The organism is Mesorhizobium sp. 1B3 (assembly GCF_050958605.1).
Classification (GTDB): domain Bacteria; phylum Pseudomonadota; class Alphaproteobacteria; order Rhizobiales; family Rhizobiaceae.
On sequence record NZ_JBJHDO010000023.1, the window covers coordinates 1 to 15,091 of the forward strand.

Here is a 15,091-nt window from a genome sequence, read left to right on the forward strand (position 1 = left end):
GCACGCGGGGAGAGAGTCGATTTCATCAGGGCTTTCGCTAGTCGTCACCGTTGCCGGTTTGCGAAACCGAGGCGGCCAGCCTTTCTCTCCCCGCTCGCGGGGAGAGATGTCCGGCAGGACAGTGAGGGGCTACTGGGCAACCGGTCAAAAGATCAGCGCCGACGGGATCAGGCCTGCTGGATGGCCGAGAGCTGCCAATCCGCGCCCTTCTGGCGGACGAAGGTCCAGAGCTCGGTGGTCTCGCTCAGTTCGTCGGCATCGCCTTCGACGACGTCCCCGGTCTTGCGGTCGCGCATGACATCGCGCGATTCGTACCGCAGCGCCGCCGTGGCGTAATCGCGATCGCCTTCCCGCCATGCTTCGGCGATGTCGGCCTGGACCAGCGTGACATCGGTGACGTCGTTGCGCAGGCCGTTCTTGGCGTTGTCGGCGAGTTCCTCCGACAGGTAGGACACCATTTCCGGCGTGACGAGACGGCGAAGCGCGGGATGATCCTCGCGGCCGAAGGCCTCCTGGACTTCCGTCAGTCGACGCTGGAACATGTCGAGGTCGTCCTGCGTCAGCTGGATGTCTTCGCTGACTGGCGGAGTGGGCGCGGCACCCGTCCGGCCGCCGAAGCTCGGAACGGTGAACGGACGGTCGTTTCGTGACGGTGCGGCATCTCGGAAACTGTCCAGGCCGCCGGCGTTTCCGGCCATGGCGGGGGTAGGGGCCGAGCGCGAACGCAAAAGCCTGACGAGCAGGAAAATCGCCCCGCCGATCAGCAGCGCCTGGAGGAGGAAGCCGAACATGCCGGCCAGGCCGCCGAAGCCCTGGCCGAGGAGCAAGCCGATGAGACCGCCCAGCATCAGGCCCTTGAGCATGGAGCCGCCGAAGCCGTTCATGAAGCCGGGCCGCTGTGCGGCCGGCTGAGCCGAGCGAGCCGCGTTCTGCTGGCCCGTGTTCGGCGTCATCGAACGTTCGACCGGGGCAGCCTGCCGCGGCGCGGTGTTGGTGGCGGGAGCGGATTGGAAGGTGCGCGTGCCGCGGCTGCCGAAACTGCCGCCACGACGGGCTTCGGCCTGGTCGACGGCAACCATTGTGAATGCCAGGAAAAGTCCTGCAATCAGCGCAGCAAATCGGCTTGTCCTGGATATCGGCATGCGGTCTCCTCGTTTGTAGTAGAAATGTAGCGTCTCATATAATGATGAAAGCACGCTCTGTCAGGAGGCCCACGCCACAACCCTTACGAATTTTCCGGCGATGTCGAAATCAGACGACGATCCGGAAATCGGTCGACCCATCCGGCTTCGTCTCGGTAAAGCTGACACCTGTCACGGTCGCGCCGGACGGTCCCTGCCGAAGTCGCGCGATCATCCGCAGGATCACGCTTTCCGGTCCGCTTAGCAGCGCCGTCACCGACCCGTCTTCTTCGTTGCGCACCCAGCCGACGAGGCCCAGTTGCGTTGCTTCGTTGCGCGTCCAGACACGGAAGCTGACGCCCTGCACCCTGCCGGTGATCCTGGCCAGCACTGTCTTCCCACGACCGTCCGCTGCCGATGTCATGCTCCCTATGTGGTGCGCCGACCGCGGGAGGCAAAGATCCGGCACGTGGATTTGAACCCCTTTTCGTACCAGCAACCATTAGGAACGACCGGCAGCGCCTGCCCCTCATCGGCCTGCCGGCCACTTCTCCCCGTGAACGACGGGGAGAAGGACGCTGTCATCATCACTTTCGCCAATCGTCGGCGTTTGCGATTGGCGAAAGCCAAGCGGCAGGCGTCTCTCTCCCCGCAAATTGCGGGGAGAGATGTCCGGCAGGACAGTGAGGGGCCGACCAGCGCAGACGCCCGATCATTTAGCCCACCAATCTCACTTTCCACGCGCCGCCGCGAGGGCGCCGGGCAGCTCTTCCTCGAAGACCGTGAGCTCGTGATCCAGCCCGACGCTGACGCGGATGCAGCGGTCTAACCCGGGCGCCATGGGCTTGCGGATGAACACGTCGCGCGACAAGAGGTGCTGCAGCACCTTCAAGGCGAAGGCTCCGTCCTCGCCGCAATCGATCGTGACGAAGTTCGTGGCGGAGGGAACGGGGGTCAGGCCGTTTGCCCGGGCGATGGCCGCGATCCGGTCGCGACCGGTCGCGACCTTTGCCACCACGCCCTCGAGATAGGCCTGGTCCGCCAGGGCCGCCGCGCCTGCGATCAGGGCCATGCGGTTGACGCCGTAGTGGTTGCGGATCTTCTCGAATTCGCGGATCGTGCCGGCCTCGCCGATGGCGTAGCCGCAACGAATTCCGGCCAGACCATAGGCCTTGGAGAAGGTGCGCATCCTGAGAACGTTGGGCCGGGACACGTCGAGCGGCGGAAGCGCCGAGGCCGGCGCCGTTTCGCCATAGGCCTCGTCGAGGATGAGCATGGTCGTTTCGGGCAAGGCCTCGACGAAGCGGAGGATCTCCGGCGTTTCCCACCAGGTGCCCATCGGATTGTCCGGGTTCGAGAGATAGATGAGGGGCGCCCTTTCGCGGCGCACCGCGTCGAGCAGCGCGCTCAGGCTTTCGCGATCGTCTTCGAAAGGAACGGAGACGAGGCGGCCGCCGAAACCCGCCACGTGGAAATTGAAGGTCGGATAGGCGCCGAGCGAAGTGACGACAGGCGTTCCCGGCTGCACATACATGCGCACGACGAGGTTCAGCAGGCCGTCTATGCCCTCGCCAACGACGACATTGTCGTAGCCGACGCCGAGATGCGCGGCGAGCGCGCTCTTCAGCTCGTGATTGTCGGGATCGCAATACATCCACATGTCGCGCGCCGCTGCCGCCATGGCCGCGACCACGCTCGGCGAGGGGCCAAAGCTGCTCTCATTGGCGCCGATGCGCGCGCGGAATTTCGCGGCGCGGCTGCGCTCCTGGGCCTCCGGCCCGACGAAGGGCACGGTGGCCGGCAGGGCGGCGATCAAGGGTGTCAGGGCAGGGCGTGTGGTCATGATATCTCGCTGGCCGGAAACGGCGGTCGACCCGCCGGAAGTTCCCGCAGCCGAACTACCCCTCCGGCGGCGCCCAGGCAACAAAAAACCCGGCGGTTGCCCGCCGGGTTTGCCGTTCAAACGGTCGAAGGGCGATCAGAAGTTGCGCGTGAAGCGAAGGAAGCCAGAAACGGTGCCGTCCAGCTCCTCGATCTTGTCGTAATAGACTTCGGTGCGGATTTCGAAATTCGTGACCGGCGTCCACGCCATCGCGACTTCCAGCTCATAGCCGGAAAGACCCAGAGTCTCGTCGGAACCGCCGGCATAGAAATCGCTGAAATACTGTCCGCCCACCGAGGCGGCGAACTTCTCGTTGAACTGATGAAGGTAGGAGGCCAGGGCCGACCATTCGGCCGCGCCGTTGCCGCCGGTGAGCGCGGAGATCGGGGCGATGACGCCGAAGCGCGTGTCGCTGTCGGAATAGAAGCCCAGCAGGCGGAGCGAGGAGCCCGGCGCATTGGGAATGTTCCACTGCATGCCCACCTGCGCGCCCCAGCCGCTTTCGCTGGCCACGGCTATATCGTCGGGTACGTTGTTGATGGAGTCTTCCCAACCGAACTTCGCCCAGACGGCGCCCCAGGCCTGGTTGTAGCTGAGCACGCCGACGACATCGGGAATCCAGCCGTCGCCCTCGAGCGCGTCGTCTTCCAGCGATATCGTCGCCGCGAAGCCTTCGGCGGAACCGAAGGAATAGCCGAGCTGGTGGCGCTGGGCGTCGCCATAGGACATGCTGCCCCAGCTGTGCGAGCCGTACGCCGCGACGCCGCCCTTCTGCGATTCGACCCATGCGGATTCGCTGTAGCCCGCGCGGAAGCCGCCGAGGTCGATATAGGCCTGGTCGGTGCTGACCGGCCCGTCCGAAAACGGGTTGGCGCCGGCGGCACCGCCCCATGAGCCCTGGAAACGAATGCGTCCGCGCAGCGTGCCCCATTCGGTCTCCGAGCGGGCGTCGATATCCACGCGCGCACGCGTCTCCTTGATCCAGCCTTCCTCATCGGGATAGGCGCCGTAGGTCAGGAAGTCCGGCGAGCTGCCGGACACTTCGCCGGTGGCCGGATCGATCACGCCGCCCTTATAGTTCTCGGACCCCATCTGGTAGCGGATGTAGCCGGAGATCTGCAGGCAGGTCTCAGTTCCCGGTATGTAGAAGAACCCGGCGCCATAGGCGTCGCAGACACGGACATATTCGACCGGCTCGGGCTCGGCGACGACCACCGCATCGGCCGCCCGCGCCCCCGTCGCAACCACAAGTACAGCCGCAGACCCCAAAAGAAATCGCTTGATCATTCTGAACTGTTCCCCGTTCGCCTGCCCGTCACTTGCCGCGAGCAAATCCGAATGCTTCACATTTCTTCCGGCTTTGCTTGCCGGTTCAAGAAGATTGCATGGGCCGCATGATGTTTGCGGCGGAATGCATAGACAGTGTTGCCAAAGTGCAACGACCAGTTGAACGGAAAATGAGCAGCGCTTCATCGATGGGCAATCTGCCCTTCCAGGATGCCTATTATGCAGGCGACGGGAAGGGCCGTACCCGTGGACCATGGCGGCTGCCGCCCCCCCCTCCCTCAAGGGGGGAGATCGGCAGTTTTGATATCGGCGCCTCTTCTGTCACTACGACGATTAGCGAAATCATGCGTGACATCCAATCTCCCCCCTTGAGGGGGAGATGCCCGGCAGGGCAGAGGGGGGTGTCTCTCGGATACCTTCCGAGCAAGGCAAACATCACGGCATCAGCCCGAACGGCAGCCCCGAGATCAGCGCCTTCACGTAGCGCTTTTCCTGGTAGAGGCCGTTCAGCGAAACACGGTTGAAGGCGGTCGGGCGCTCGAGGCTCGATGTCCTGAGCACGCCGGGCTGCGTCGTCACCGCTATCTCGAAGCCGGCCTCGGCAACCGCCCGGATCTCGCGCTCCGACACGGCCGAGGGGAAACCGTAGGGATAGGCGAAGCTGCGGGGATATCGCCCGACATAGGCTTCCACCGCCTTGGCCGATTCCGCGATCTCCCGGCGAAGGCGCTGGTCGTCGACCCCCCGCAGATTGGCGTGGGTCAGCGTATGGGCGCCGAAGCGGGCGAGGTGGTCTTGCGCGAGGCGGCGCAATTCCCCGGCATCCATCGTCAGCTCCGCCACCAGGGCGACCGGGTCTATGCCATGATCTTGGGCCACCTCGTCTATGCGCGCCACGGCCTCGTCCTCCTGCCTGGCCTGGACGAATTCGGCGAGGCGCTCGAAGGCCGCCTGCTTGTGGGCGCTTGTTCCCAGATTGAGCGTTTCGGCTCCCCGCCCGAAATCGAACTCCAGGCGATCGGCTTTTGCGACCAGCCGGCCCGCCGTCTCCCACCATGGGGCCCGCGATCTCTCGACGAAGCCGGCGGTAAGGAAAATGGTGTAGGGCACGCCGTGTTTTCGGAACACCGGCGCGGCGAACTCCGCATTGTTGCGATAGCCGTCGTCCAGCGTGAAGCTCACGAAGCGCCTTTCGTCGCCCCTATCTGCAAGCAGGCGCGGCAGGTCTTCGAGCGCGACGGGCGTGAGCCCGCATTCCCCGGCCGCCAGGATTGCCTCTTCGAGGAACGCGGGCGTGACGGAGAGATGCGCGTTCGGATCGTAGGCCTTCCCCCCTCGCGGGCGCACGTGATGAAGCGTAAAGATCACCCCGCGCCCGCCGGCTGCAGGCCACAGCCTCCCCGCCCGGGAAAGCGCGATGGCTTCCAGCCCGACCCGGACGGCCGCCTGTTTGAGGATGTTTCGGACCGCGTGATTCAACGTCTGGCTTAACAGGTTTGGACGGGAAACCCATAAGATGCGCCCCGTTAATAAAGCGCTTTGCCGGGGCGGGGGCGATCGCATCGGTGGTCTCGACAGCGCCCGGCGTAACGGCTATCAGGCGTTGCCTTGCGCCGGCTGCCGTTAGGCGGGCTTTGCGACTGGTACGAAACAGAAACAAAAGCGGGTGGAAGCCCGCCACAGGTCTCAGGCGTGCTCGGCATCTCGGTCGGGCAAAGTGGCGCAAACGCGCGGTATAGCGCTTTGGTATCGCGAACATAGGCCATGCAGGTGCGTATATCCGTAGTTACAGTTACACTGAACCGTCGAGATCACCTTGAGCGAGCCATATCCAGTGTCGTTGCTCAAGGTCTTGAAGATGTGGAGCACATAGTGATCGATGGGGCGTCAACAGACGGCACCGTGGATCTGCTACGCAAGCATTCGCATCTCAACTGGATCAGTGAGCCCGATACCGGTATGTACGCAGCCCTCAATAAAGGGCTCAAGCGTGCCAGCGGCGACCTCATCTGTATCCTGAATTCAGACGATACGATCCCGCCAGGCGCTTTTGCTTGTGCGCGGAGGGCTTTGGCGGGCGCTCCCACGCTGGATATGATTTCCGGCCCGGTTGAAATGGTAAATCTGTCGGCCGAAGGCGAGAGGCGGGTAACCATTGTCGACGCGTCACAGTTTCTAACGCTCCGCGAGCAGGATATTGGCCCGGGGATAACGCTTACCAACGGTCGTTACTTGACGCGACGCTTGGTGGAGCGCGTCGGTCTGTTCGACGAACGGTACAAAATGGTATCAGACAAGGATTACCTGCTAAGAGTGCTGTTGACTAAACCTCACAACGTCTGTGTTTCACAGCCACTATATAGCTATGGCGTGCATGAGGGCTCGCTGACATTCTCAGGGGCATCAGCTGTCGAACGTCTGGCGAAAGAGTCGCTGATTGCGGCGCAAAATGGCCTGGCCGAAGCCAGTTCGGGGGCTGAGCGTGCTGCCTACGCCCGTTGGCACGCCTGGGCATTGTTCTATTGGGTGGGCCTGCAGGGACTGCGTGGAAACCTCTCTCAGGCATTGTCCAGTGTCTTGGATGGCAGCCGGAGAGATCCAGGTTGGATTTTGCGGCTGCCTGGACCAGTGCTACGTCACCTGAGGGAGCGGAGGTTGCGTGCCGGCCATGTTATGGCGCCCGCGCGATTTACTGCTACATAATCGACGGATTCTCGAACGGATTTGTGAAGACTATATCGAGCCGGTTTGTTGGCGAGGTGGTTGTCGTACGGCTTGCAACTTGAGGCACCGTCGATAAAAAGCACCTTTGCGTGTCAATGTGGAACACATGAGTCGATGGCACTACAGGCCTATAGGTCGACAGCGTGACGGAGCGGATCTACACCTTCGCACGACAGCTCGACGGCGATACGGCGCAGCTTAAAAGGTTCCTTTGATGGTCGAGGAATTCATCATTTATGGCTCCGGAGGCCACGCACGAGAAGTGCTTTTCCAGATGCGAGCGGATGGGTACGATGTCGTCGCGATGGTCGATGATCGCAATCCTGGCGGTGATCTGCATCAACTACCGATCCTTTCTTCGCCGGAAGCGAGAGCCAGCCATCCGCATGCGTTGTGGGTTGTCGCAATTGGAAATCCTGCAACTCGCCGCCGAGTAACAGTCGAACTGGCGTCGCATGGCGTGAAGTTTGGCAGCTATATCAGTCGGCGGGCTTTCATTGCGCCTACAGCCGTTTTGCACCATCCTGTTCAGATCTTCGCCAATGCAGTGCTTTCAGATTTGTGCGTGGTCCGATCCGGGGCGATCGTTCATTTCGGCTGCGTTATTTGCCATGATTCAATTATCGGCGAATATTCGACCGTCTGCCCGGGAGTGACGATTGCCGGGAATGTTGCAATTGGAAACGAAGTTTGGGTCGGGGTTGGATCCTCATTCCGGGACGGAACTACAGGCCAGCCTCTGGTCGTCGGGGATGGGGCGTTTGTCGGTGCCGGAAGCTGCGTGGTAGGCCCAATAGCTGCTGGCACCCTTGTAGTCGGTGTGCCAGCACGTCCGAAGGTGTCCGGTGCAGTCTGATATCGGCTCCAAAGGGATGAAGGTCTCCATTGTCACAGTCTGTAGGAACGCAAGCGATAGCATTCTGGATACGATCCTGAGTGTTCGCAAACAGACGCACCCGAATATTCAGCACATTTTTGTCGATGGGGCTTCGACCGACAGGACTGTCGAAATTATTTCGAATCATGATCCAGACGTACTGGTTTCGGAGCCAGACAATGGCATCTACGACGCTATGCAGAAATCGATAGCGTACATCGATGGGGATGTTGTATACTTCTTAAACAGTGGGGATATGTTTGTTGATAATAATGTTGTCAGTGATGTTGTAAATTATTTTATTGAGACGCGTGCAGATGCTGTTTTTGGAAATTTGCTTCCTGTTTACAGCAACACGGTGCAGGAGCACGACCATCCAGCTTTCAAATCTGGAAAGACACTCGATTTAGGGTATTTCGGTAATCGCCGACTATTTTATGATGAGTCGATTCATCATCAGGCTATTTTCTACCGACGCGAGTTGGTTCAGCGGTGCGGGTTTAAGGCGCGAGATCCCCGGGCCGATGGAGAATACCATCTCAATATGTGTGCTTTTGTCGCGGGTGGGGCGAGGGCCTGCTACCTGCCTCGAACAATTACTCGATTTGCCCTTGGTGGGCATAGCACGTCAGATTTTACGAGAGAATGGGCGCGCTTTTCTGATGCACGCGACCTTCTCAGAAGGGAGTTTTTTCCAGCAGGCAGGAACATCTCGGGTGTGCGCTATGACGAATACCTGATTCTTAAACCGAATTGGCGCAATCGAATAGGGCTTTTGCTGCACACCAAGGCTGGAAGATTCTTGCAGGCTGGTTTGGCTCGCATTCGCCGGCTCCGTGCATCTTAGTCTGCGACCTAGTTCACTGTTGCCACCCGAAAGGCGCAACTGTAAACGGGGTGCCCCAGCTGCTGAGTAAGCTAAAGAGCAACGAGGATACCTTGAGTATCAATGTGATTCATGTCTCCGATCGGCGAACCTCCGTCGTAGCGTATGCGAAGGACGGATTGGTCGACATGATCGCCGGCCTTGCCTTATGGCGAGTTTGGGGCATGTTGGCCGTGAATGATATCAGATTGCGCTATCGTCGATCTCGCTTAGGTCAATTCTGGCTCACCATATCGATGGCAGTTACAATCATAACGCTAGCTATAGTTTACTCGACAATTTTTGCGATTTCGCTGCGGGACTATCTCCCTATGATCGCGGTATCGTTAATCGCATGGGGGCTTATCGCTGGAATTTGCAACGAAGGGGCTGTGGCCTTTATAGAGGGCGAGGCGTATATAAGAAGCGTTCCTTTGCCGAAATCAGTATTTATCTATCGAATAATACTAAGAAATCTTATAACCTTTGGGCATAATGTGATTATCGCGCCCGTTGTGATGGTTCTTTTAGGTATAGTCCCAAATTGGAATTTGTTGCTTCTCATTCCAGCTATGTTCCTAACGCTCTTGACCGGGGCTTGCGTGGCGCTGATATTGAGCACGTTATCGGCAAGGTTTCGTGATCTACCTCCGATAGTATCTTCATTTATGCAAATTGCATTCTTTTTGTCTCCGATAATGTGGTCCGCGCATCAATTGCGTGGCCAGTTTCAAATTCTGACGGATTGGAATCCCTTCGCCGCCTTTCTCGACATCATGCGCAATCCTATCCTGGGCGTGCCCCCTAACCCATCGTCATGGTGGTTTGCCCTCGGCGTAACGGCTGTGACTTTTGCCGTGGCGGTGATTTTTTTTGGCCGGTTTCGTTCTCGCATCGCCTACTATCTGTAATCGTGAGCTGACATGGCACTTATCGACCTGCAGGCTGTCTCCCTCAGCTACCCGATCTATGAAGCCAAGGGGCGGTCCCTGAAGAATGCGGTGTTGCGACACGTGGGCGGTGGCTTGGCTCGTGACGACAGTGGACGGATTGAAATTCAGGCATTGAGGGATATTAACCTCCGTTTACAGGACGGAGATCGATTGGCGCTCATAGGCCACAACGGCGCAGGCAAGTCGACCCTGCTCAAGGTGTTGGCCGGGATTTATGAGCCACCAGTTGGTACGGTCAGGATCGAAGGAAAGGTCTCCTCACTTACGGATGTCAGTCTAGGTTTGGATATTGAAGCGACAGGCAGTGAGAATATCGTCTCCCGTCTCGTTTTTCTGGGGATGAACTACGCCGACGCCCGGAAGCGCGTGCACTCCGTCGAAGAATTTACTGAACTGGGCGATTTCCTCGAAATGCCTCTACGTACATATTCGACTGGCATGCAAGTGCGTTTGGCCTTTGCTGCTTCGACCGAAATCCGGCCAGACATACTCATTATGGACGAGATGATTGGAGCTGGGGATCTTGCATTCGCGGAAAAGGCTCGGAGGCGCTTGGATGAGTTCGTCCTCGACGCGAGCATCTTGATTTTGGCTTCCCACGACCTGGAGATTGTTAAGAGTATGTGCAATCGCGCGATTCTCCTGGAGGGAGGGGTGATAAGAATGAGCGGAAGCGTTGAAGATGTGATTCACGCTTACAAGACTGGGCAAATTAATTAAATCTCACATTCAAAGACTGGAGGGGGCGGCGTTGTCGTTCAAATATCCTGTATATCAGCCGCACTTTACCGGAAGAGAGCGGGAGTACGTTCTCGACTGTTTAGACTCGACGTGGATCTCTTCCAAAGGGAAATACATCGGCGAGTTCGAGGGCAAGTTCGCCAAGTATCTTGGCGCTGACCATGCGCTTTCTGTGTCTAATGGAACGGTAGCTCTTCACCTAGCCCTTGCGGCTCTTGGCATTGGGCCTGGTGATGAGGTGTTGGTTCCCACGTTAACCTACATAGCTTCGGCCAACGCGGTCACTTACACAGGCGCAAATGTTGTGTTTGTCGACAGCGAGCCCGACCATTGGCAGATGGATCTTGCGGATGCTGAGCGCAAGATTACTCCGAAAACACGAGCTATCATGCCGGTTCATCTCTACGGCCATGCCTGTGACATGGAGGGCATTAGGCATCTGGCGCGGGAGTATGGCTTGTTCGTCATAGAGGATTGTGCTGAAGCCATTGGAACGCGCTTCGACGGCAAGCTGGTAGGCACTCTTGGCGACGTCGGCTGCTTTAGCTTTTTTGGCAATAAGACCGTCACTACAGGCGAAGGAGGCATGCTTGTCACTAGCGACTTAAGCTTGGCCGATCGGATATCCCGCCTCAAGGGACAGGGATTGGCTAGGGATCGGGAATATTGGCACGACCTAGTTGGTTTCAACTATCGCATGACCAACATATGTGCCGCTATTGGTTCGGCGCAGATGGAGCATATAGAGCAGGTTGTTGCCCGAAAGCGGCAGCTTGCAAACATATACGGACAAGAGCTGGCCGGTCTGCCTGTGTCGGTTCATGGCGAGCGAGCAGGCACAGAGCACAGCTACTGGATGGTCACGATTTTGACTGACGCTGCGGAAGATCGGGATCCGTTGCGGAGTCATTTGCGGGAGCGAGGCATCGAGACTCGGCCCATATTTCATCCGGTCCATCGCATGCACATGTATTTGCGTCCCGGTCAGGCGTTCCCTGTGGCGGAAGATCTGTCTCGCCGCGGCATTAACCTGCCGAGCTATCCGGATCTGTCAGATGAAGATGTGGGCATCATCTGCTCCGAAATCAGAGCACATTTTAATCAGGTAAGGGGTTAGGGTCCGGAATGGCCAGGCCTGTGCGGATAGCGCTGCTCGCGCATGAGTTTCTGATCAACACAGGGGCCAACGATTTTCTAAAGAACATAATCAGGGGCTTGGGCCTCAATCCGGAGGTCGAACTTATCTTCCTTTGCCCTCGAGCCAACGAAAAGATTGAGGCAGCAATACCACCGGCTATCAAGAGTGGTCTCTCGCGGATCCCTTACCTAAAACGGCTGTTGAGGTTTGGAGGGCATGCTGCAGCCTCTGTATCGGAACTCGTGATCAAAAGCGATCCAGATGAATACGCCTTCTACGCTGAGGCTTGTTCGTCTATGCGATTTGTGACAACCGAAGCAGCCCCCCACGCATTAGCAATGGTTAAAGAAGAGCATCGGATCGATCTGTTCATGCCTTCGATCCATATATTACCTAAGACGTTGCCGTATATTACTTATTGGCCTGACGCGCAGCCAAAGTATTTCCCGGAGTTCTTCGATGATGAATCCCAGAGGGTGCGCGATGAGAGAATAAGAGGATTGCTCGCCTCGGGGAAGCCCATGATCATCAATTCTCAAGCAGCCAAAGCGGACATGGAGAAGTTCTATCAGGCTGATGTAGAGCAAGTCTTTGACTTACCCTTTGCTCCGATAATAGAGCTTGAGAAGCTAATTCCGCGCCCCGAATTGGCCCAGCGCTATCAGCTCCGCCGTCCCTATTTTCTTATTTGCAATCAGTTCTGGATCCATAAGTCCCAAGAGACGGTAATCGAAGCGGCAGAGATCGCCAAGCAGCGCGGCATGGACGTGGATTTTGTCTTTACGGGAAAGCTACAGGAACCGCGGCGGCCGGGCTATATCGAGAGCATCCACAAATTGGTGCGAGATCTCGGTGTGAGCGATCGTGTCCGGTTTCTCGGCTATGTGCCCAAAGATGATCAGATCGAGCTTATGAAGCAGTGTATTGCCGTCATTCAGCCAACATTGTTCGAAGGAGGCCCAGGCGGTGGGGCTGTTTACGACGCAATCAGCGTCGGCGTGCGTTCTGTGGTCTCGGACATTCCCATCAATTACGAATTGCCGCTTGGCGACGGACGAGTGTTGCTGTTCAAGACCAAAGACGCTGGAGACCTGTTCGACAAGCTGCAAAAGATTAGTGCCACGCCCTACGAACGGCCCTCAATTGAGGACCTGTATCAGCAATCACGCAAGTATACCGAGAGTCTTTCTAGGCGATTGTATGAAGCTGTCGATTGCGCGTTGGCCCGCTAGTCCCATCGTAGTTGTGAGCTTCTCCAGTCCGGCGACTTCAAGGGCCTGTTGATAGTAGAAATGATCATTTTTCGAAGAGTGCGCCCAGTCAGCAAAGTTAGTGTTGTTACTGTCACCTTAAACGTTCGCGATTCGCTTCGCTTGACGATGGAGTCGGTTGCGCAACAATCGTTCCCGAATATGGAACATGTCGTTATCGATGGCGGTTCGAGTGACGGAACGCAGGCGATAGCGAAAGAATATCCGCTAGGATATTTCGTTAGCGAACAAGATAACGGCGTCTATGACGCAATGGACAAAGGTGCGAAGGCAGCCACCGGAGATGTCGTTATCTTTTTGAACGCTGGGGACACGTTCTTTGACAAGAATACCGTGAGTGAGGTCGCGCGGTTTTTTGAGGAGTGTGATGCAGATATTGTTTTCGGTAACATCCTACCTGTGTACTTGGGGCCAGACGACAGCCACGATCATGGGGCATTTACGGCGGGGAAGATTGTCGATCTGAGTTATATGAGGGATCGCTTCCAGCTTCGCGAGGAATCGATCCATCACCAAGCGACCTTTTACCGGCGTCATATATTCGACAACAACACGTACGCGTGTATCGAGCCTGTTGCCACGGGCGAGTATAATCTCCTTCTTAGCGCTGCAATCAATAATGGCGCTAAGATTCGTTATATCAGTCGAACAATTTCGCGCTTTGTCTTAGGTGGAATTAGCACCAAGGATTTCGCAGCGGAGTGGCGGCGGTATACCCAGGCCAGGGAAGTTCTGCAAAGGCTGTATTTTGATGATCCCTTGAAACTTCAACGGATAAGACATGACGAATTTCATAGCGGACCACGAATAGGACGACGTATGTCTATACGCCAGCGGATCGGAAACATCGCTAGGCAAAGTAAGCTCTATAGAGGCTATGACCGGATCATGTCTTCTATGGCTGCACGTGTTGCTAGCCGAATAGAAGAGAAATTCCGAGAATTTTTTCAGAGTCAGGCACAGGAAGCGGTCACTGCTCTGCATGATGCAGGTGAAGCGAACCGCTTTGCGCTTGAGAAGGCGATTGTTGGCACCCTGCAGCGCACATTAGAGCGCGGTCAAGACCGCGTCGCATTGGATCTTGAAGCGCTTTGGACATCCGCGTCTGCAAGGCTGGAGCAGGTTGAGAGAGAGCTGGCCGCTACACGATCGGAAGTCAGGAAAATGGGCTCTGAAATTGAACGACGGCAAGTCACGATGGCTGCTGTACTCGAGAATATGCTCGTAAATCAGGCGCGTGGCCTCAGCAAGTTCAACGGGGGCGATAGCTTCGCATCGGCTGGTTACAAAATTTATTCCCAATGGGATGAAGATGGGCTGATTCAGTATCTTATTTCACATTGTGATATACCAAACAAGACATTTGTGGAGATCGGTGTGGATAACTATGCCGAGGCCAATACAAAGCTTCTGTTGTTTAAAGATAATTGGGCTGGCGCGGTAATTGATTGCGATTCGAGTAAAATTGAAGAGATTACTTCATCGGATTGGTTCTGGAAATATTCTATACGAGCGAAAGGTGCGTTTGTAACGGCAGAAAACATTAATGAATTAATATTGGAGGTAGGATATTCTGGGGATGTTGGTTTGCTCTCGATCGACGTTGACGGTATGGATTATTGGCTTTGGAGGGCTGTCCAGGTTATCAGCCCCAGGATTGTGGTTATCGAGTACAATGGGATTTTTGGCCCGAGGAATGCCGTGACGGTGCCTTACGCTAGTGATTTTGATCGCAGGCGGAAGCACTATTCTTGGCTTTACGCCGGCGCTTCAATGCAGGCTTTGGTCCGACTAGCTGAGCAGAAGGGCTACCGGCTGGTTGGCACGAATGTCGGTGGAAATAATGCGTTCTTCGTCAGAGATGATGTGTTCGAGGCTGCAGGTCTAACCCAATCGTCAAGACTGTTCGTCGAGCCGCAGTTTCGTGAATCTCGCAATCCTGATGGGAGCTTAAGCTTCTTAGGGGTCGAAGAAGGTCGCGCGTTGATAGCGGAATTGGAAGTTGTTGATGTCCGTACTGGGATCCAGACTAAGATTGGGGGTTTGTCCTATTGACCAAGTGTGTGCCAGCTCAGGTTGAAACCCCGGCTCTTGCCTTGCGCGGTGTCTGTCGATAGGTGTACCGCGCGCTCGTACGCGAGCTGTCGGCTAACGAAAGATTGTTGCGTGAGAAGGTTGTGATCATCGCTTAGGCGGTCTCATTAGCGCCTTGATAAAGCTTCAACGGATACG

The 15,091-nt window shown here is 57.1% G+C and carries 13 protein-coding genes; 8 read left to right on the top strand and 5 right to left on the bottom strand.

What is annotated here, in order from left to right; translation table 11 throughout:
* Window positions 1–167: 167 nt before the first annotated feature.
* The 5 genes from ACCO56_RS32205 to ACCO56_RS32225 all read right to left on the bottom strand — a co-directional run bounded on the left by ACCO56_RS32205 (window position 168) and on the right by ACCO56_RS32225 (window position 5,769).
* Window positions 168–1,142, bottom strand: a complete 975-nt coding sequence (locus ACCO56_RS32205; protein ID WP_433645057.1) for a Tim44 domain-containing protein — start codon at window positions 1,140–1,142, stop codon at window positions 168–170.
* 109 nt (window positions 1,143–1,251) lie between these two features.
* Window positions 1,252–1,545 carry an acylphosphatase gene (locus tag ACCO56_RS32210; RefSeq protein ID WP_433645058.1) on the bottom strand — a complete coding sequence of 98 codons (294 nt, stop codon included), beginning with the start codon at window positions 1,543–1,545 and terminating at the stop codon, window positions 1,252–1,254.
* A 306-nt stretch (window positions 1,546–1,851) separates the two neighbouring features.
* Window positions 1,852–2,964 carry a pyridoxal phosphate-dependent aminotransferase gene (locus ACCO56_RS32215; protein WP_433645059.1) on the bottom strand — a complete coding sequence of 371 codons (1,113 nt, stop codon included), beginning with the start codon at window positions 2,962–2,964 and terminating at the stop codon, window positions 1,852–1,854.
* A 135-nt stretch (window positions 2,965–3,099) separates the two neighbouring features.
* Window positions 3,100–4,290, bottom strand: coding sequence for a porin (locus tag ACCO56_RS32220; protein WP_433645060.1), 1,191 nt, complete (start codon window positions 4,288–4,290; stop codon window positions 3,100–3,102).
* Between the two features lie 435 nt (window positions 4,291–4,725).
* Window positions 4,726–5,769 carry a polysaccharide deacetylase family protein gene (locus ACCO56_RS32225; RefSeq protein WP_433645061.1) on the bottom strand — a complete coding sequence of 348 codons (1,044 nt, stop codon included), beginning with the start codon at window positions 5,767–5,769 and terminating at the stop codon, window positions 4,726–4,728.
* Window positions 5,770–6,054: 285 nt separating this feature from the next.
* Here ACCO56_RS32225 and ACCO56_RS32230 point away from each other — a divergent pair, with 285 nt between their 5' ends.
* The 8 genes from ACCO56_RS32230 to ACCO56_RS32265 all read left to right on the top strand — a co-directional run bounded on the left by ACCO56_RS32230 (window position 6,055) and on the right by ACCO56_RS32265 (window position 14,914).
* The gene (locus ACCO56_RS32230) at window positions 6,055–6,993 is read left to right on the top strand and encodes a glycosyltransferase family 2 protein (RefSeq protein ID WP_433645062.1); all 939 of its coding nucleotides are present in this window, start codon (window positions 6,055–6,057) and stop codon (window positions 6,991–6,993) included.
* Between the two features lie 235 nt (window positions 6,994–7,228).
* Window positions 7,229–7,870 (top strand): NeuD/PglB/VioB family sugar acetyltransferase, encoded by a 642-nt coding sequence (locus ACCO56_RS32235; protein WP_433645063.1) that lies wholly within the window; start codon window positions 7,229–7,231, stop codon window positions 7,868–7,870.
* Entirely contained in the window at window positions 7,860–8,738 is an 879-nt protein-coding gene (locus ACCO56_RS32240; protein ID WP_433645064.1) for a glycosyltransferase, read from the top strand. Before ACCO56_RS32235 ends, ACCO56_RS32240 begins: the two co-directional genes overlap by 11 nt.
* A 167-nt stretch (window positions 8,739–8,905) precedes the next feature.
* Entirely contained in the window at window positions 8,906–9,667 is a 762-nt protein-coding gene (locus tag ACCO56_RS32245) for an ABC transporter permease (RefSeq protein WP_433645065.1), read from the top strand.
* A 12-nt stretch (window positions 9,668–9,679) separates the two neighbouring features.
* Window positions 9,680–10,429, top strand: coding sequence for an ABC transporter ATP-binding protein (locus ACCO56_RS32250; RefSeq protein WP_433645066.1), 750 nt, complete (start codon window positions 9,680–9,682; stop codon window positions 10,427–10,429).
* Between the two features lie 31 nt (window positions 10,430–10,460).
* Entirely contained in the window at window positions 10,461–11,567 is a 1,107-nt protein-coding gene (locus ACCO56_RS32255; protein ID WP_433645067.1) for a DegT/DnrJ/EryC1/StrS family aminotransferase, read from the top strand.
* An 8-nt stretch (window positions 11,568–11,575) separates the two neighbouring features.
* Window positions 11,576–12,820: a glycosyltransferase gene (locus tag ACCO56_RS32260; RefSeq protein WP_433645068.1), complete on the top strand. Its 1,245-nt coding sequence runs from the start codon at window positions 11,576–11,578 to the stop codon at window positions 12,818–12,820.
* A 60-nt stretch (window positions 12,821–12,880) separates the two neighbouring features.
* Entirely contained in the window at window positions 12,881–14,914 is a 2,034-nt protein-coding gene (locus ACCO56_RS32265) for a glycosyltransferase (protein WP_433645069.1), read from the top strand.
* Window positions 14,915–15,091: the final 177 nt, after the last annotated feature.